At 61.9% G+C, this 18,274-nt stretch carries 19 protein-coding genes; 7 read left to right on the forward strand and 12 right to left on the reverse strand.

What is annotated here, in order from left to right; genetic code table 11:
* Positions 1-169: 169 nt before the first annotated feature.
* Positions 170-1,186, reverse strand: a complete 1,017-nt coding sequence (gene kdgT / locus PDMSB3_RS10510; RefSeq protein WP_165186072.1) for a 2-keto-3-deoxygluconate transporter — start codon at positions 1,184-1,186, stop codon at positions 170-172.
* Positions 1,187-1,489: 303 nt separating this feature from the next.
* Between kdgT and kduI the strand changes: the two genes are divergently transcribed.
* The 3 genes from kduI to kdgR all read left to right on the forward strand — a co-directional run bounded on the left by kduI (position 1,490) and on the right by kdgR (position 4,151).
* Entirely contained in the window at positions 1,490-2,326 is an 837-nt protein-coding gene (gene kduI, locus PDMSB3_RS10515; protein ID WP_007181781.1) for a 5-dehydro-4-deoxy-D-glucuronate isomerase, read from the forward strand.
* Between the two features lie 75 nt (positions 2,327-2,401).
* The gene (gene kduD / locus PDMSB3_RS10520; protein WP_007181780.1) at positions 2,402-3,172 is read left to right on the forward strand and encodes a 2-dehydro-3-deoxy-D-gluconate 5-dehydrogenase KduD; all 771 of its coding nucleotides are present in this window, start codon (positions 2,402-2,404) and stop codon (positions 3,170-3,172) included.
* 91 nt (positions 3,173-3,263) lie between these two features.
* Positions 3,264-4,151, forward strand: a complete 888-nt coding sequence (kdgR, locus tag PDMSB3_RS10525) for a DNA-binding transcriptional regulator KdgR (RefSeq protein ID WP_007181779.1) — start codon at positions 3,264-3,266, stop codon at positions 4,149-4,151.
* Between the two features lie 63 nt (positions 4,152-4,214).
* Here kdgR and PDMSB3_RS10530 read toward each other — a convergent pair whose 3' ends face one another.
* Positions 4,215-5,147 (reverse strand): TauD/TfdA dioxygenase family protein, encoded by a 933-nt coding sequence (locus PDMSB3_RS10530; RefSeq protein WP_007181778.1) that lies wholly within the window; start codon positions 5,145-5,147, stop codon positions 4,215-4,217.
* A gap of 130 nt (positions 5,148-5,277) precedes the next feature.
* Complete coding sequence (locus PDMSB3_RS10535) at positions 5,278-6,078, reverse strand: Crp/Fnr family transcriptional regulator (protein ID WP_007181777.1); 801 nt, start codon at positions 6,076-6,078, stop codon at positions 5,278-5,280.
* Positions 6,079-6,693: 615 nt separating this feature from the next.
* Here PDMSB3_RS10535 and PDMSB3_RS38180 point away from each other — a divergent pair.
* The 3 genes from PDMSB3_RS38180 to PDMSB3_RS10545 all read left to right on the forward strand — a co-directional run bounded on the left by PDMSB3_RS38180 (position 6,694) and on the right by PDMSB3_RS10545 (position 7,596).
* Positions 6,694-6,822, forward strand: coding sequence for a hypothetical protein (locus tag PDMSB3_RS38180; RefSeq protein WP_007181776.1), 129 nt, complete (start codon positions 6,694-6,696; stop codon positions 6,820-6,822).
* 53 nt (positions 6,823-6,875) lie between these two features.
* Positions 6,876-7,262 (forward strand): hypothetical protein, encoded by a 387-nt coding sequence (locus tag PDMSB3_RS10540; protein WP_165186074.1) that lies wholly within the window; start codon positions 6,876-6,878, stop codon positions 7,260-7,262.
* 85 nt (positions 7,263-7,347) lie between these two features.
* Positions 7,348-7,596, forward strand: coding sequence for a hypothetical protein (locus PDMSB3_RS10545; protein ID WP_007181774.1), 249 nt, complete (start codon positions 7,348-7,350; stop codon positions 7,594-7,596).
* Between the two features lie 52 nt (positions 7,597-7,648).
* On the opposite strand, the gene PDMSB3_RS10550 is transcribed toward PDMSB3_RS10545, so the two are convergent.
* On the reverse strand, positions 7,649-7,900 hold the full coding sequence (locus tag PDMSB3_RS10550) for a hypothetical protein (RefSeq protein ID WP_007181773.1): 252 nt from the start codon (positions 7,898-7,900) through the stop codon (positions 7,649-7,651).
* Between the two features lie 637 nt (positions 7,901-8,537).
* Between PDMSB3_RS10550 and PDMSB3_RS10555 the strand changes: the two genes are divergently transcribed.
* A complete protein-coding gene (locus tag PDMSB3_RS10555) occupies positions 8,538-9,440 on the forward strand; it encodes an aspartyl/asparaginyl beta-hydroxylase domain-containing protein (RefSeq protein ID WP_007181772.1) in 903 nt (300 codons plus the stop codon).
* A gap of 36 nt (positions 9,441-9,476) precedes the next feature.
* On the opposite strand, the gene PDMSB3_RS10560 is transcribed toward PDMSB3_RS10555, so the two are convergent.
* The 8 genes from PDMSB3_RS10560 to PDMSB3_RS10595 form a co-directional block, all read right to left on the reverse strand.
* The gene (locus PDMSB3_RS10560) at positions 9,477-10,118 is read right to left on the reverse strand and encodes a glutathione S-transferase family protein (protein ID WP_007181771.1); all 642 of its coding nucleotides are present in this window, start codon (positions 10,116-10,118) and stop codon (positions 9,477-9,479) included.
* Between the two features lie 93 nt (positions 10,119-10,211).
* Complete coding sequence (locus tag PDMSB3_RS10565; RefSeq protein WP_007181770.1) at positions 10,212-10,976, reverse strand: ParA family protein; 765 nt, start codon at positions 10,974-10,976, stop codon at positions 10,212-10,214.
* Positions 10,977-11,090: 114 nt separating this feature from the next.
* The gene (locus PDMSB3_RS10570) at positions 11,091-12,275 is read right to left on the reverse strand and encodes a 4-hydroxybenzoate 3-monooxygenase (RefSeq protein WP_165186077.1); all 1,185 of its coding nucleotides are present in this window, start codon (positions 12,273-12,275) and stop codon (positions 11,091-11,093) included.
* Positions 12,276-12,516: 241 nt separating this feature from the next.
* Entirely contained in the window at positions 12,517-14,091 is a 1,575-nt protein-coding gene (gene ilvA / locus PDMSB3_RS10575) for a threonine ammonia-lyase, biosynthetic (RefSeq protein ID WP_165186079.1), read from the reverse strand.
* A 119-nt stretch (positions 14,092-14,210) separates the two neighbouring features.
* Positions 14,211-14,411: a hypothetical protein gene (locus PDMSB3_RS10580; RefSeq protein WP_165186082.1), complete on the reverse strand. Its 201-nt coding sequence runs from the start codon at positions 14,409-14,411 to the stop codon at positions 14,211-14,213.
* An 18-nt stretch (positions 14,412-14,429) separates the two neighbouring features.
* The gene (locus PDMSB3_RS10585; RefSeq protein WP_232064172.1) at positions 14,430-16,247 is read right to left on the reverse strand and encodes an alpha/beta hydrolase family protein; all 1,818 of its coding nucleotides are present in this window, start codon (positions 16,245-16,247) and stop codon (positions 14,430-14,432) included.
* 22 nt (positions 16,248-16,269) lie between these two features.
* Complete coding sequence (locus PDMSB3_RS10590; RefSeq protein WP_007181766.1) at positions 16,270-16,530, reverse strand: acyl carrier protein; 261 nt, start codon at positions 16,528-16,530, stop codon at positions 16,270-16,272.
* Between the two features lie 80 nt (positions 16,531-16,610).
* On the reverse strand, positions 16,611-18,236 hold the full coding sequence (locus tag PDMSB3_RS10595; protein WP_007181765.1) for an amino acid adenylation domain-containing protein: 1,626 nt from the start codon (positions 18,234-18,236) through the stop codon (positions 16,611-16,613).
* Positions 18,237-18,274: the final 38 nt, after the last annotated feature.

Genomic DNA, 18,274 nt, shown 5'->3' on the forward strand with positions numbered 1-18,274 from the left:
GGCTTACCGCCCGCCTCTTTTCACATACCGTAGCGGGTCCGCGAGCTTACGCTCGCGGACCTTTTTTATTGTCGTGAACAACGAACGACGGCAAACGCGGGCAAACGCGGGCAAGCGCGCGACCCGCTTACGCTCCTGAAGAACGCGAACGGGCCGCCTTCACCCTGCCCTACACATGCACGTCCCGCTCGCTGAGCGGCGGCGTGTTCGCCGCCGCGAACTCCTCGCGCAACGCATCGCGCGCCTGATGCCGGCGCACCCACAGCGCCGTGAGAATCGGCACCAGAATCGCCGTCACGAGACAGGCCGTCGCGACCATCGCGGTCGCGGCCGGCACCAGCGGCCTGAAGCCTGGAATCATCTCGCCGATGATCGCCGGATTCGCCACCGCGGCCCCGGCAGTCGACGAAGCGGCCAGCCCCGCCGCCCCATTGCCTCCCGCAATCCAGCGATCCGCGAGAATCAGCGGAATGCCTGTCACGACGATCACGCCGAGACCCAGCACGATTCCCGGCAGGCCGCTCCTCGCGATCACGCTGAGGTCGATGCCGTTGCCGAGCGCAAAGCCGAAGAACGGAATCAGCGGATGCACGCAGCGGTCGAAGAATTCGCGCAACTCGCTATCCAGATTACCCAGCACGAAGCCGATCAGAAACGGCAGCACCGCGCCGACGAACAGGCGCGGCTCGAAGAACGCCACACCGGTCGCGCCGAGAATGATCATGCTGACGAGCGGCCCCGATTCGACCGACATCAGCACGAACGCACCCGCCTCCTCCCTGGTCCCGTATTGCTGCATCACGGCCGCGTAGAGGCCGCCGTTGGTCATGTCCATCGAGGTCGTGATCGCCAGCACGGAGAGGCCGGCGAAGAGCCCGGCCTTGACGCCGTCGATCGGGATGAAGCGCGAGGCGACGATCGTCGCGATCCACGCCACGATCATTTTCGTCACCAGCAGCGTGCCCGATTTGCGCAGCACGGTGCCGGTCGCGCGAAGATCGATGGTCGCGCCCATGCAGAAGAACCACACCGCCAGAATCGGCACGGTGCCGGTAATCAAACCATTGGTGAACGACCCGAAGTACTTGCCCGAACCCGGCGCAAACGTGTGGACGCAGGCGCCGAGCAACAACGGCACCAGCATCAGGCCGCCAGGAATGCGGTCGATGGCCTTCTTGAGCTTCATGCCTCCTCCGTGGACTTTGCGTCCCGTTATCGGGTGGATCACCCGGGGTAATGGCCCGTTCTCGCGCCGGGCTGCTCCCTTTCGGCGCAATATAGCATCGCGAAAGGAACGCTGTTCCGATTGCGATGGAAATTACGCTCATCGTTTACCCGTTACCTGCCTCAAACCCTTATCCAATATGATGTCGCAGTGCAATATTTTCGGACCACTGTTCCGAAATCCAATTTCTACGCTACAGTCGAGCCCAGAACGGCGCCCGCGTCGAGAGACAGCTGGGCGCGCCAACCCAGCGGAGAAAGAACCATGGAAGTGAGACAGGCCATCAACAGCGAATACGCAAAGACGCTGGATACCGAAGGATTGCGCCGGGCATTTCTGGTGGATCAGGTATTCGAGCGCGATGCGTTGAAGCTCACCTATAGCCATATCGACCGGATCATCGTCGGCGGCGTGTCGCCGGTGGCCCGCGCGGTCGAGGTGCCCGGCTCGCTCGGCAAGGCGATCGGCGTGAGCTATCTGCTGGAGCGGCGCGAACTCGGCGCGATCAACATCGGCGGCGACGGCTGGGTCGAGGTGGACGGCACGCGCCATACGGTGCGCAACGAAGAGGCGATCTACATCGGCAAAGGTGCGCAGGCCATTGCCTTCGGCAGCGACGACGTCGCGCGGCCCGCGAAGTTCTACCTGAACTGCGCCCCCGCTCACACGTCGTATCCGACCCGCACGATCTCGCTTGCGCAAGCCTCGCCGCAAACGCTCGGCGGCCCTGCCACGAGCAACCGCCGCACCATCTACAAATTCATCGTTCCCGAAGTGCTGCCCACCTGCCAGCTTTCCATGGGCATGACGAAACTCGAACCGGGCAGCCTGTGGAACACCATGCCGTGCCATACACACGAGCGCCGCATGGAGGTGTATTTCTATTTCAACATCGCCGACGACGCCGCCGTCTTTCACATGATGGGCGAGCCGAACGAGACGCGGCACATTCTCGTGCACAACGAGCAGGCGGTGATCTCGCCGAGCTGGTCGATTCACTCCGGTGTCGGCACGCAGGCGTACACGTTCATCTGGGGCATGGTCGGCGAAAACCAGGTGTTCAGCGACATGGACCACATCGCCGTGCGGGACTTGCGCTGACGGGCCGTTTTTTTCACCCTTTTTTTCGGCCTCTTTTTACCGCCTTTTTCGCATCAGCCACTCCGGCAACACGACATGGGCTCGAACATCGTGAACACCTTTGATCTCACCGGCCGCGTCGCCATCGTCACCGGCAGCAACACCGGCCTCGGCGCCGGCATGGCGCTCGCACTTGCCGAAGCCGGCTGCGACATTGTCGGCGTGAGTCGCGCCGATGCCGGCGACACACCCGCGCGTGTCGAAGCGACCGGACGCCGCTTCGCGGACGTGCGTGCCGACCTCGGCTCGATCGCGCCGGTCGAGGACATTGTGCGCGCCGCTGTCGAAGCGTTCGGCCGCATCGACGTATTGGTGAACAACGCGGGCATCATCCGCCGCGAGAACGCGCTCGATTTCACCGAAGCCGATTGGGACGCGGTGGTGGACCTCAATCTGAAGAGCCTGTTCTTTCTTTCGCAGGCCGTCGCGCGACAGTTCGTGAAGCAGCAGAGCGGCGGCAAGATCATCAATGTCGCGTCGATGCTGTCGTTTCAGGGCGGCATACGGGTAGCGTCCTATACCGCATCGAAAAGCGGCGTGCTGGGACTCACGCGGCTGCTCGCAAACGAATGGGCGGCGCAAGGCATCAACGTGAATGCGATCGCGCCCGGCTACATGGCGACCGCGAACACGGCGGCACTGCGCGACGACGCCCAGCGCAACGACGAGATTCTCGCCCGCATTCCGGCCGCCCGCTGGGGCACGCCGCGCGATCTTGCGGGCCCGGTCGTGTTCCTCGCGTCGTCCGCTTCGGACTATGTGCACGGGCATACACTGGCGGTGGACGGCGGCTGGCTCGCGCGCTGACTCGGCAGCGGGCGCGCGACGCGGTATGCTCTCGGCGCGGCGCCGACGTGCGCGTTGGCGGCACGGGAACGCATAGACAGGGAAGACGGAAATGGCAGCAAGAGGCAAACCGCGCAAGGACAGCGCCCCCGCACACGCGCAGGACGAGCAGACCGCCGACTTCGGCGGCATGAACAGCATGGCTTGCGACAAGGGCGAATCGGCCTCGTCGATCGGCCGCGTATTCGCCATTCTCGGCGCGATCGGCGACAGCGGGCAGATCGGCATCAGCGAACTGTCGCAACGGCTCGGCCTGTCGAAGACCACCGTGCATCGCGTGATCCAGACATTGAAAGCGCTCGGCTACGTGACGCAGGAAGTCGAAACCGAGCGCTACCGGCTCACCATCCGTCTGTTCGAACTCGGCGCGAAGGCGCTGGAAAGCGTCGATCTGGTGCGCGAGGCCGACGTCGAGATGCGCCGCATCGGCGCGGCGACCCGCGAGGCGGTGCACCTGGGCGCGTTCGATGAAGACGCCATCATCTACATTCACAAGATCGACGCCGATTATGGGCTGCGTATGCAGTCGCGCATCGGCCGGCGCAATCCGCTACATAGCACGGCGATCGGCAAAGTCCTGCTCGCATGGATGGACCCGGCCGACGCGCGCGAAGTGCTCTCCCACGTCGAATTCCGCAAGTCGACGCAAAAGACGCTCGCCTCCGCCGAGGCCGTGCTCAGCATCCTGCCGCGTGTGCGCGAACAAGGCTACGGCGAGGACAACGAGGAACAGGAAGAAGGTTTGCAGTGTCTCGCCGTGCCGGTGTTCGACCGCTTCGGCCGTGTGATCGCCGGCCTGTCGATTTCATTTCCCACCATGCGCTGCGGCGCCGACACGAAGTCGCACTACATCGCGCTGCTCAGAAACTCGGGCCTCGCGATCTCGACGCGGCTCGGCTATCGGCAAGCGACGGCACCGGAGCAGGTCGCCGCAGGATAGCGGTCAAACGCGGCCGAACGGCACCGCAAATCCGTTCGCGAGCGGTCGAGCCAACTACGACACTCAGGCGGCCTTCACAGCAGCCTTCGGTTCGACGCTGCGCGTGAAACTGCGTCGGCCGTCGACGCTGACCGGCACATCGCCCTTCAACGTCACGCGCCGCACCACACGGTGTGCATCGCCGTAATCGTTGACCGCATAGTGCTGGGTCGCGCGGTTGTCCCAGATCGCGACGTCGCCCGTCTGCCAGCGCCAGCGCACGATGTTCTCCAGACGCGTCACGTAGCCTTGCAGCAGTTCGAGCACATGCGCCGACGCGCTCGGCGTGAGGCCCACGAAACTCTTCACGAAATGCCCGAGAATCAGGGTTTTTTCGCCGGATTCCGGATGTACGCGCACGACCGGATGCTCGGTCTCGTAACGCGTGGACACGAACGCCTCGCGGTAGCGCCTGAACGCCTCCGTGTCGCGCCCGCGCTCGCCGACGTTCGCGTGGTTCGCGTAGTCGTATTCGTTGCTGTGCACGGCCCACAGTTGTTCGGCGAGCGCTTTGAGCGGCGGCGGCAGATCGTCGTACGCAGTGGCCGTGTTGGCCCATACCGTGTCGCCGCCCACCTCCGGAATCGTCACGCCGCGCAAGATCGACGCTTGCGGATAGGCGTCGACAAAAGTCACGTCCGTATGCCAGGAATTCGCGCGGCCGCCGCGATGCGAGTCGAGTTCGAGCAGATAGTCCGTGCCGTCCACCACCGGCACCGTGGGATGCGAAACCGGCTCGCCAAGCAGTTTGGCGAACGCTTCCTGATCGGCGTCCTGCAAGTGCGTCTGGCCGCGGAAAAAAATCACCTTGTGACGTACCAGCGCGGCACGAATCGCTTCGACGGTGGCCGCTTCGAGCTGGCCGGACAGCCGTACGCCGCGAACTTCCGCGCCGATGCGGCCGGTGACGGGATGAAGGTCCAGTGCGTTGGACGTCGCGAGACTCAGGTTCGACATGTTATGCAACTCCCGGTTTGAGGACGAGACAGGTCTGAATCGACGAGCCATTATCGACAGAGCGGTCGCCGCGAATCTGTCGCGCGTTGGACACTTGATAGAAGCGCTTTTTATATCGTTATGAGTTTTTTCACGCCGCCTCGCTCAACTCGCGCAGCGCCTTCATGTCGATCACGGTCAGGCGGCTATAACGCACATCGACAATGCCGTTGCGCACCAGCCAGCGCAGTTCCTTGTTGATGCTTTGCCGCGACGCGGCAAGCAGGGCCGCGAGATCCTCCTGCGAGAGCCTGATCGTCAACTCAACACCCTGCCCGGTTGGTCTGCCGTGCCATTCGGCAAGCGCGAGCAACTGCTCCGCCATGCGCGCGCGAAAACCCGCCAGCGCCGTCCTGCCCAGGCGGCCGTGCAGCGCGCGGCTTCGCAGACAGATCAGGTCGAGCACGTTGCGCAACAGCGCAGGCTCGCGGGCGAACAGATCGAACAAGGCCTTGCCGGGAATGTGGAACAGCGTGGTCGAACCATGCGCACGCTGATCGTGCATCGAGCCGCGCCGGTCCAGCACCGGGATGAAGTTGATGACCTCGTTCGGCCGCATATACACCGCCACCGCGCGCACGCCGGCCGAATTGGTCCAGCTCATTTCGATCGCGCCGGACAGCACCACCTGAATGTCGTCGCAAGGTTCGTCGCGCGCGAAAATCAGCTCGCCGTTGGTCCACGTGCGGAGTTGGCCGGCGTCACACAGCGCGTCGATCGCGTGGGCCGGCCAGCTCTTCAGGCACGGATTGGCGGTGAAGGCCGCATGGATCGCGCCGCGCGCATCCGCATCGAGCGTGCGGCCGTCGCGGCGCAACCGCTGCAACGGCATCGCACGCACGAGTGGGCGGTGCGCAGCATCCGGGGTGAACGCTTCGGTAATTGTGCTCATGGCTGGCCGGCAAGAAATGCGATTGAACTGGATCGGCTGACTGATTGTGGACCCAGTGATCTAACCAGTCCTGACGGCGCACGTAAAAGACTTGTTTTTTATGTGCTTATCACGTGCGGCGTCGTGAGGCTCGCGCGTGGACGTCATGGCGTCGATATTGGCGTGATCCTGACGTTGTGCACGTCAGGCGCCCTCAAGTACTGTCCGCGCCCTCGTGCTTGCGGATGACGCGAAAGCGCACAATCAGCCGGCTCACGCGATCTGATCGACTGAAGTCGCCAATCGGCGACTTACTCTGCAACTGAATGTATCCGTGCGGCATAGCTGCCGCGATACGCCGCGCCGAGCGCCTGACGCCCGTCGATCCAACTGCCATCCGACCCATCGCGGTACGCAAACCGCTCTGCCATTGCGTCTTTTTCACAGCATGTTCAACGGCTTGCGTGTCTATCGCGCCACCACCCGCTCTCTACTCATTACGTTCGCGTGCACGTCATTCACGCCGCCCACGCGTTGCCGCCACACGTGGCTATCGACACGTCCTGTTACACACAAACACACCGGTAATTCCACCGGTCAGTAGAGTTCGGGGCACAAGGAAACGGGAGCAATGCCATGAAAAGAATTTTCGCGCTGGCCATTCTGGCCGTCACGCTCGGGGGTGCATTGAGCGGTTGCATCGTAGTTCCGGAAGGCGGCTATCACGACCACGGTCACTACGATCACGATCGCGACCGCTATTGAGCGCGAACCGCGCAGGACTGTCCACTTACCGTCGTAGAAGCCGGAAATAAAACATGAACGAATCACGAAACCGCTGGCTGTCTGCGGCGATCGTTGCGGGTCTGGGAATTGGCGCATCGTCAGTCGCGCTGGCCCACGTCGATGTGGGCGTGAACATCGGCATTCCGGGTGTCGCTTATGCGCCCGAACCCGTGTATGCCCCGCCACCTCCGATCTACGCGCCGGCTCCGCCCGTGGTCGTGGTGAGTCCGGGCTGGTACGGCGAGCGCTACTATGACGGCCGCCGCTACTGGGACCGGCGCGAGTGGGAAGAGCGTCATCACGGCGAACGCGAATGGCATGACGCGCGCGGCCCGCACGGCGACTGGCGCGGTCACGACAATGGCTGGCATGGTCACGGCGACGACCGCGGTCACGGTCACGGTCACGGCGATCATTGATGCACACGCATGCACACGCGCCGGCCGCGTCGGTGACACGGCCAGGCGCACGCATTCGCGCCACATCTTCTGCAGGAGCGACGCTTTGCTACGCAGCGATCCGAGACGAGTCACCGCGCAAATCAACGACACGCTGATCTGCGCTGAATATAGCGAGCAGACCGGTCAATTGTGTTTGCGTCGGGACGGCACACTGTTGCGCGAATGGTTTCCACCTCACTCGTGGATCGCGATTGCGTCAGTGGCGGGCGCGCGGCATTGGGGCACGCGGCCTAGCGATGATGATCTGCTGGCGCTGCTGCACAACCAGATGACCCTGTTGCGCGCGCCATAGAAAACAGTCGGCTCGCGCGCGGCGTTACATTCGCCGCGTGCGAGCCGTTTGCTTAACGGGCGTTGTAAATCGGCGGCGAATAGGAACTGACCGTCGTGTCGCCACCGTGACCGGCTTGCCACGTGCCACGGCTGCCTGAACCATAACCGCTGTTATTGGCCTGAGCCGGAGCCTGCTGGCTCGAAGCCTGAGCCTGCACAGCCTCTGCGCCTTGCGACGCCGGCTGATTGGACGACTGAGCGAACGAGGCTACCGGCGCGACAAGAACAACGGCGATAGCAACAGCTTGAATGAGCGACTTCATGAAACCACCTCCAAAGATTGTCTTTCTGCGCGCTGCGGATGGGGCTGTTGTTGCAGCGGTGAATACAGTGTAGGTGCCCACCGCAACGGAATAAATCCGCTAATCCTGAATTCACTGTTGCTGTTGTCACTACAATAAAAAAACAGCTGTCGAGCGAGTGCTTTTCAAAGTATTTGCTCGAAATACACCGCTTTCTCTGCTGCAACGCCGGGACTGTTCTGCATAGTGCTCATAGTGTCTCTTCTGCTGCGCAGCAGTCTTTTCGAGGCCGGCATAGCGAACAGGCTGCGGGGTTTCACGAAAGTCGGCGGCGGCCCGATTTCCGGCCACTCCCGAACTCCGAAATGGCTCGCGCCGAGACGGATATGAATAGCCGCCACATGCGCCAATGGCGACGTCTCGCCCGATCCGTGCCTCGCCTCCGCAGCCCGAAACAATTGGGCACGCTACGCCATCAAGTTCCAGGTGAGCCCCGACTCGAACGCGTCGCGCAATCGCGTTTTCGGACGTGCGGGATAGAGACGAACAGCAAGACGGCGTGCCGGCGAAAATGCAGAGAATTTATCTTTTTTATAAGATGTGATTTTTTCCAAATCCGCAGCGCAATTACGCTGCCACGTGCGCTTCAGGAGCAAGCATGCGGTGGTTGATTCTCATCTGGTTCACAGCTAGTGCGGCCTATGTTTCGAGACGCGGCACGGTTCGATTCGGATTCTGGCGGCAATTATCAGACCATTCGACATTCATGGCGCCCGTCAATTGCCTCTGGTACATGCTGTCGACACTCAAGTCCAATGCCTTCATCGATAAAAAGCTTTTTCCGGAGCTGGCGACATTGCAGGCCAACTGGAAAACCATCCGGGACGAGGCACTCGCGGTCGACGCCGCGCAAAAGATATCGGCGTCGAGTAACTACAACGATATTGGCTTCAACTCGTTCTTTAAAACGGGTTGGCGGCGTTTTTATCTGAAATGGTACGACGCGCCTCATCCATCCGCTGAAGCCCTGTGTCCGGTCACCACGCGGCTGCTGCAGGGCATCCCCACTGTCAAGGCCGCCATGTTCGCGCAATTGCCGCCGGGCGCAAGCCTGGTTCGCCATCGCGATCCGTACGCGGGATCCATTCGCTATCACCTTGGACTCGTCACACCGGACGACCCCAAATGCTATATCGACGTGGATGGCCAGCACTATTACTGGCGCGACGGCGAGGTTGTGCTATTCGACGAAACCTATATTCACTACGCGAAGAATGAAACCGATAAGTCGCGCATCGTTCTTTTCTGCGATATCGAGCGTCCAATGTATTTTCGCTGGGCGGCCGCGCTCAATCGAATGTTTTCCGCCATTCTGCTTCGCGCGGCAGCCTCGCCGAACGAAGCAGGAGATCGCACCGGGTTTCTGAATCGCATCTTCAAATACCTGTACGCCGTGCGACGGCTCGGAAAACGTATCAAGGCATGGCACCGGCCAACGTACTACATAATCAAATGGATTCTGTTCGGTGCGATTATCGTCGGTATATTCGCCGCGTTGTAATCTGGCGAGGCGCGTGTCTGCCGCGCCTCACCCCACTCAGGAGGCGACCGCCACGGAAAAGGCCGGCCTGCTTCTGATCGCCTGAAGCCACCGCTCCAGCGAAGGCAGCGGTTGCGGCGCATCCAGCCTGTCGGCGAACCGTTCGGCCAGATGCACCCAGCGGTGCGCCGCAAGGCCGACGCCGATATCGGCCACGGTAAAGCGACCCTGCGCAAGATAGTCGTGTTTTTCGAGGACTGCGTCCGCAATGCCGAGAAGCCGCGTTGCTTCACCATATGAACGCCTGATGGCGTCATAGTCGCGTTGCGCCTCCGGCACGCGCGTCAGCCCCAGGAACGCAACGCGCAACGTCGCCCACAGCGTGCCGAGTTGCCAGTCCATCCAGCGCTCGACGTCGGCGCGCTCGGCGGGTTCGGACGGCAGCAAGGTCTGCGCATCATATTTCGCGGCCAGATAACGGACGATCGTATTGGACTCCCACAGCACGCACTCACCATCGACGAGCGTGGGCACCAGTCCGTTCGGATTGAGCGCACGATACTGCGGCGTGTCGATCACGCCGAATTCGAGTCCTGCATCGATCCGCGAAAACTCGCGCCCTTCCGTGAAACCCAGTTCAGCGAGACACCACAGCACTTTCTGCACATTGATCGAACTGCGTCGGCCATAAACCTGCATTGCAATACCTCATCGGCTAGTGAATTCGGGCGATTATCACATTCACGAGGCCTGATCCGAAACGGGCGTTCGTCTCGCGGAACAGGCGTGGGTCTAGCCGATCAGTTCCCGATGCAGTGCCATGAATTCATGAGCGAGCTTGTGCCGGGGGTCGAAGTGAATCATCGGCTTGGCGTACTGATGCGACTCGCGAATTTTCACGGACGTCGACAATCGCGACGCCAGCACAGGCAAACCCTCGCTGATCAGTTCCTCGACCAACTGAAGGGGCAGGCTCGCGCGCGGTTGAAACTGGTTGATCACGATTCCCTCGACTTCCAGCGCGGCGTTATGGTCCTGCTGAATCTCCTTGACGTTGTCGAGCAGCGTATACAAGGCCCGGCGCGAGAAATCGTCGCAATCGAAAGGAATCAGGCAGCGTTCGACCGCAATCAGCGCGGAGCGGGTATAGAAATTCAACGCCGGGGGCGTATCGATGTAAATCGCGTCGTACTCGTCCAGTTCGTTCAACGCGTCACGCAGCTTGTAGATCTTGTAGCGCGACTCGAGCTTGCCGTGAAGCGTGTCGAGATCCGGATGAGAGGGCATCACATCGAGGTTCTCGAATGGCGTGCGGTGAATGAAAGTCGAAACCGGCGTCGGCCTGAAGCTGAAACTCAAGGCCGTTTCGAAGAAGTCCGCGACGTTGGGCTTGAGATCAGTCGCCTCTTTGCCAAGCAGATACTGGCTGGAATTACCTTGCGGGTCGAGATCGATGACCAGCGTACGCAGGTTCTCGCTGGCGTTGATGGCCGCCAGGTTGCATACGATGGTCGATTTGCCCACCCCGCCCTTCTGGTTGAAAATGACACGCCGCATTTGCCTTTGCCCCTATTTCGAAGAACGCGCTAAAGGGAGAGCATACCCCGGCAAAATGAAAGCGCGAACATGCACAGTCTACGGTATGCCCGCTGAACACTGTGCCCTGCTCGCTCACGCTTGCGCTTGCGCGCCGGCCACGCCAACATAATTTTCGGCCATCGCGGTGGCCGCCGCGCGCGAGGTGGTCACATATTCGAGTTCGGCGACCTGCAACTGCTGATCGAAAGGCGATGCACCCTCGATACGGTGCATCATGCTGGTCATCCAGTACGAGAAGTGCTCGGCACGCCAGATGCGTTTAAGCGCGGTCGCGCTGTAGCTGTCCAGCAAGTCCGTGCGGTTTTCGACGTAGAACGCATTGAGCGCCCCAGTCAGCACGCGCACGTCGGCCACGGCCAGATTCATGCCCTTCGCACCGGTGGGCGGCACGATATGCGCCGCGTCGCCGGCCAGAAATAGCCGGCCATGCTGCATGGTGTTCGACACGAAACTGCGCATGCCGACAATGTTCTTCTGAAAGATCTTGCCGTCGACAATTTTCTGTCCGTCGTGCGAGTCGACTCGCGCATGCAGTTCCGCCCAGATCCGGTCGTCGGACCAGTTCTCGATCGAATCTTTCGGATCGCACTGGAAGTACATGCGCTGCACGTTCGGCGAGCGCGTGCTGACCAGCGCGAAGCCGCGCTCGTGACGCGCGTAGATCAATTCATCCGATGACGGCGGCCCTTCACACAGGATTCCGAACCAACCGAACGGGTACACACGTTCGAAATCCTTGCGCAATGCCTGCGGAATCGATGCACGCGACACGCCTTGCGAACCGTCGCAGCCAATCACGAAGTCGCATTGCAGTTCATACGCTTCGCCTTCGTGGTGATAGCGGATCGACGGCCTGTCGGTCTCGATATCGTGAATCGAGGTCTGCGACACGCCGAAACGCAGCTTGCCGCCGTCGGCCACGCGTGCCGCGACGAGATCCTTGATCACTTCGTGCTGTGCGTAGACCGTGATCGAATGCCCCGTGAGTCCGGTCAGATCGATACGGCGCCGCTTGCCTTCGAAAGCCAGCTCGAAGCCGTGATGCAGCGCGCCTTCGGCCTTCATTCGCGCGCCGACGCCGGCTTCGGTCAACAGATCCATCGTGGCTTGTTCAAGCACGCCTGCGCGGATGGTGGATTCGATCTGATCGCGAGCGCGCGACTCGAGCACGACGGAGTCGATGCCACGCAAGTGAAGAAGATGGGAAAGCAGCAGACCCGCAGGCCCGGCACCGATGATGCCAATTTGAGTGCGCATGAGTTGTCTCCTGAATGCGGCGTTAGATTTGCACTCAGTTTGACGAACACACGTTATATCCGGCAACGCGATACGGTGGATAGCCTGTATCTGATTTCAAGATAACAGCCTGGATTGGGCACCCACGGCCGATAGGCGCAACTGGGTGCTAATGCCGTCCAGACAGGGCTCGTGACTCATTTGCCGGACGACTCATCCTTCGCGCGGTGTCGCGCTGCCTCAAGGTAAACCCCGAGCCGTTCTACGAGGCGAGAAACAGGCGATACACCGGATTCCGCGTCTCTTCCCAGTTCGGATAACCGAGCGTGGCGAGAAACTGTTCGAACGCCGCGTTCTCGCTCTCCGGCACCTGGATGCCGACCAGAATCGAGCTGTAGTCCGCGCCCTGGTTGCGGTAGTGGAACAGGCTGATATTCCAGTTCGGCGCCATCGACGAAAGGAATTTCATCAGCGCGCCCGGACGTTCGGGAAACTCGAAGCGGAACAGTCGTTCGTCGTGCGCCAGAGGCGAGCGGCCGCCGACCATATAGCGGATGTGCTGCTTGGACAGTTCGTCGAACGTGAGATCGACGGTGGCGAAGCCGTGCGCTTCGAACGCACCCGCAATCTGCGCGGATTCGCTGCGATTCCTGATCTGCACGCCTACGAAGATATGGGCGGAATGCGCGTCCGCAATGCGGTAGTTGAACTCGGTGACGCTGCGCGTGCCCACCAGTTCGCAGAAGCGCCGGAAACTGCCGCGCTCTTCGGGGATCGTCACGGCGAACACCGCTTCGCGTGCCTCACCGACTTCGGCGCGCTCGGCCACGAAGCGCATGCGGTCGAAGTTCATGTTCGCGCCCGACGTGATCGCGATCAGCGTCTGGTTCTCGATGCCTTCGCGCTCCGCATACTGTTTCGCCCCGGCCACCGCGAGCGAGCCGGCAGGTTCCAGCACGCTGCGGGTGTCCTGGAACACGTCCTTGATGGCGGCGCATAGGGCGTCGGTATTCACGAGCAGCACGTCGTCGAGATATGCGCGGCAGAGGCGAAAGGTCTCTTCACCGACCAGCTTCACCGCCGTGCCGTCCGAGAACAGACCGACCTCAGTCAGCGTGACCCGCTCGCCGGCTTTCAGTGACGCGGCCATTGCGCACGAATCGTCGGTCTGCACGCCGATCACCTTGATCTCCGGGCGCACCGATTTCACGTATGCGGCCACGCCTGCCGCGAGTCCACCACCGCCGATCGGCACGAAGATCGCGTGAATCGGACCCTGATGCTGGCTCAGGATCTCCATTGCCACCGTGCCCTGGCCGGCGATCACATACGGATCGTCGAACGGATGCACGAAGGTCAGGTCGCGCTCTTCCTGCAGTTTCACCGCGTGGTCATACGCGTCGCTATACGATTCGCCGAACTGCACGACTTCGACGGTCGGGCCGCCGTGCGCGCGCACCGCATCCACTTTCACCTGCGGCGTGGTGACCGGCACCACGATGATCGCCTTCACGCCCATGCGCGCGGCCGAAAGCGCGACGCCCTGCGCATGATTGCCCGCCGACGCGGTAATCACCCCGCGTTCCAGCGCCCCGGCCGGAATATGCGCCATCTTGTTGTACGCGCCGCGCACCTTGAACGAGAACACCGGCTGGTTGTCCTCGCGCTTCAGGTAGACCGGATTGCGCAGACGCGCCGACAGATTCGGCGCGCGTTCGAGTTCGGTCTCGCGGGCCACGTCGTAGACGCGCGCGGTCAGGGTTTTCTTCAGGTAGTCGTGACGAAGCGCGACGCTATCGGCGGCTTCGGCCGCCTGTTTGAGTTCGTGTAACGGCAAGGCAAGCTCCTGTGCGGCAAGGACGAATCAGTAAAGCGTTCACAGGAGGCAGGTTGCAAGCGGACATAAAAAAACCCGCCTCAGGTGGCGGGTTATGTGTCACTGCTATCCGACGCGCGCTAACCCACCATTCGATGAATGATGCTAATAATCAGCGCAATACGGATGTCGAGGCAGTTCATGCGTTCGATCTTCGTTGACTTGAGGCGCTTTGTCAATCCCTGTTGATTGCAACGCGTGCCGTCTCGCGCTCCCTGCATAGCGGCGAAACATGCGCCGAGCCGCGCTTGCAGGTCATGAGTAGCATCGGCAACCATCATGCTCGCTGCTAGTCGATCTCAACCCTGCTGAACCTGCGCCACGCGCAAACCACGATCCCGCACGGAAACCGAACGCCGCGCATTCAACATACGCTCGCGCAGAAACTGTTCGAATTGCGCCATCACCACATTGCGCGAGCACTGCGAAAAGAGCGCATGGTCGACCTTCCCGATCAGTTTCACGTCGACGTTCTTCAACTTGCCCAGGCGATTACCTTGAGGTCCGAAATGAATTTCCAGCGCGTCGAGCCCTTCATCGAGCGAACCATATAACAATGTAGTCTGCACGCCCTTGCGCTCCAGTTCGAGTACGAGCTTGCGCTCCATGCCGCCCGGCGTGCGTTGGCCTAGCAGCCATTCGACCGCTGCACCGGCGCGCGCTGCAAGGCGCGCGCCCAGACGGCGCGCGAGTTCGATCGCGATCATCCTGCCGTTTGCCTGGCCGGTCAGCAGACGCAACCATTTGCGCGGATTGCGCATGGCACGCCGGTAGACGACGCTCGCCGCCACATGCCGTGCACCAGGCCGCGTATGCGCGCCGTCCCACGTAAAAAACGGCAGATTGACAGCGGCGCAACCCACCACTGCCGGATGCGCATGCGCCGTATGCAGGCTGACATACGCACCCGTGCACACGCCGAACATCACGGTTTCCGGATACCCCGTCGCCACGAGCCAATCGACGCCGGCTTTCGCGTCGCCAACCGCATATTGCGCGTACACCCTATCGAGCGACAGCGCAGCATCACGGCGCAGACTATCGCCGAGGCCGCTCAGGTCCATGCGCAACGAGGCGATACCTTTTGCGGCCAGATAGCGCGCCATCAGCACCGTGAAGCGGCCGTCGCCGATTCGGTGCACACCGCCCGTATTGACGAACAACACCGCCGGCGCATCTTCAAGTGCGTGTCGCGGCTGACAGAACACGCCGGCATAGCAACCGCCCTCGAACACCACAGGCGTTTCGCGTCCGTGCGAAAAATCGATCTGCGCAGCGGTTGCGCCCGCAAGCATCTCGACGACCGGCTCGCGTTCCGTGATCGCGCCCGCACTGAACCATTCGAGCACGCTCGCGAACGCATGCTCCGGCGTTTCGCTATAACTGGGATTGACGAGAAACTTGCCGTATTCGCCGAAAAACTGCAGATCCGTTTGAGTACCGAGCGCGTGATAGTGCGCCACCACGCGCTTCAGACGCGCGCTCTCGTTCAGATCCTGCAGCAGCACACGCCGCGCGGCACATCGTGCAGTCCGTTCGAGATCGACCTTCGCAAGCGACTCGAGCGTGTCCGGATAGAGACGGAAGCCGTGTGCGCCGACGGTATTCGCGGTCTCTGCATCGAGACTGAGTCCGAGCGCCTGCTGCGAACTGAGCCAGCTCTGATGCTGAAGCTCCAGCTCACGAATGTAGGTCTTGCCCGAACTCACCGGCATGAGCAGCACCAGATCGTCGACGCCGCCCATCTGTTCGGCGGCCAGCGCCGCCAGCGTCGCGCCCAAACGCAGTCCGCACAGACTCAGGCGCGTCACCGCGGTTTCGGCGCGCAGCCATAGCGCTGCCGCCTCGATGCTGTCGAGCCAGACACGCATGCGCTGCGGATCGTCTTCGTTGCCGCTCGAATCGCCGGTGCCGGGATAGTCGAAGCGCAGCACCGCCACTCCGCGCGCGGCGAGCATATCGGCGAACTCGCGCCAGCCTCGATAGGTGCAGAGTGCCTCATAACCGAACGGGTTGCACAGCACGACGCCCGTGTCGGGTTGCATGCCGGCCGGACGATGCAGCCAACCGAAACAGCCGCCGAACGTGACGGGTGTCATGGTGAGCTGAGCGGACATGGGCGGACAGCGTAGCGCCAAGTCAGGTTCGCGTTGCACTCGATTCCTCCGGCACGATGTGCGCAAGCACGCTTGCAAGGGAATCGATGCTTTCGAACAGTTCGTGCGTGATCTGCGCGCCTGGAATTTCAATGGCGAATTCGTCCTCGATGGCCATCATCACACGGACCGTGCCAAGCGACGACAACCCGGCGGCATAGAGATCGTCGTGGTCGTCGAGCGTATCGACCGGTACGTCGAGACAGGCGGCCTCGCGAAGAATACGGCGCACATGCGTCTTCATTGTGATTCCCCCGATACTTCAATTTTTCGACACGGCATCGATCCATCAGGAACGAGCAAAGAGACACTGCCGCGCGATGCTCAGGTGAGCACATCGCCGGTCATACACTGTCCGGCCAGCGCCCTTCTATCGACCTTGCCATTGACGTTCAGCGGCAACGTGTCCAGCATGACGACCCGTTGCGGCACGGCATACGCCGGCAGGCGCTGACGGCACGCCTGCAGAATCTGCGTCGCGCCAGCTTGCACATGCGTGACAAAAGCGATCAGGCCACCTGCGCGACCCGCTTCATCGACAGGCCACGCGATAACCGCGCACAGCGCAGCCTGACTGCACGACCTGACGACATGCTCGACTTCTTCGAGTTCGATACGATTGCCGCGAATCTTGATCTGCGTATCCATGCGGCCTTGAAACACGATTCCCTCGCCGGCTACCTCGCGCGCGGCATCCGCACTCCGATACCAGCGCGACGCGCTGTGGCCCGGATACCTCCGCGAAATGAAACGGCGATTGCCGGGCTCGTCCGCCGACAGATAACCCGAGGCAACCTGCGGACCGCCAACCAGCAATTCGCCGCCGACGCCTGGCGCGACCGGTTCGAGCGCAGCGTCCACGATCAACAGTTCCATGCCCGGCAACGCGCGGCCAAGCGGCATCACCGCGTGGCGCGAGTCGGCAAGAAATTCCGTGGTGACTTCGAATGCTGTGCACGCAACCGTCGTTTCAGTCGGCCCGTACATGTTCAGCACCCGGCTGTTCGGTGCGGCACGCAGCCACGCTTGCACCAGCAAACGCGGCAACGGTTCTCCGCCGAACAACGTCACGCGCAGGCTGGGAAATTCGTCCGGCTGCAGCTTGCGGAACTGCTGCATGAAGGCGGCGACCGAAGGCACGCTGCTCCAGTGCGTGATCGCGTGTTCCTTGATGAAGGCCGCGTTGTAGATCGGCTCGACCGTCTTCGGCACGTACAGGCATGCGCCATGCGCCCAGCACACGAACATGTCGTGCACCGAAGGATCGAAGGAAAGCTCGCATAACTGTATATAGCGGGCACCCGGCAGCCTGTCGATCAGATGCAGTTGCCCCGCCACATAGGCACAAGCATTCTCGTGCGAGAGGGGCACGCCCTTGGGTGCGCCGGTCGAGCCTGACGTGAACAGAATATAAGCCTCGTCGCACGACGCGCGAGGCATGGCGGCTTCGGTCACAAGTGGATCATGTGGCGGCCGTGTCAGGTCGCCATCGGCCAATGCCGTGCGGGCCAGATGCATTTCATCGGAATCCTGAGAGACTTGTCCGGCTTCTCCGCCTTCGTCGTAGAGCAGGAAGATCCTGGGTGATTCGTCCAGCAGCGGTACCACTTCGGCGAGCAATGCGGCGCAACGCCGGTCAACCAGCATGACGGGGGCGCCCGACTGCCCGATGATGGCGGCGATACGCGCAGCCGGCACGTTGGGATTGAGCGGCACATAAGCGCAGCCTGCCTTGAGGATTCCTAGCAAACCCGCATAGGCGTCCACACTACGATGCGCGAATAACAGGCAGCGCCTCGCGCGACCAGGCGGCAGCGCCGCAGATACGTCGGCCGCGATCCGGTGCGCTCGCGAGGCAAGTTCGTCGTAGCAGTACGAGCGCTCGTCGACCCATAGCGCGGGAAGATCCGGCTCACGCGCGGCAGTATCGAAGAAGAATGAGTCCAGCATTCACGGCCTCGACGCATGGGGCAAAGTGCCGGCCTTGC

The sequence above is a fragment of the Paraburkholderia dioscoreae genome, assembly GCF_902459535.1.
Lineage (GTDB): Bacteria > Pseudomonadota > Gammaproteobacteria > Burkholderiales > Burkholderiaceae > Paraburkholderia > Paraburkholderia dioscoreae.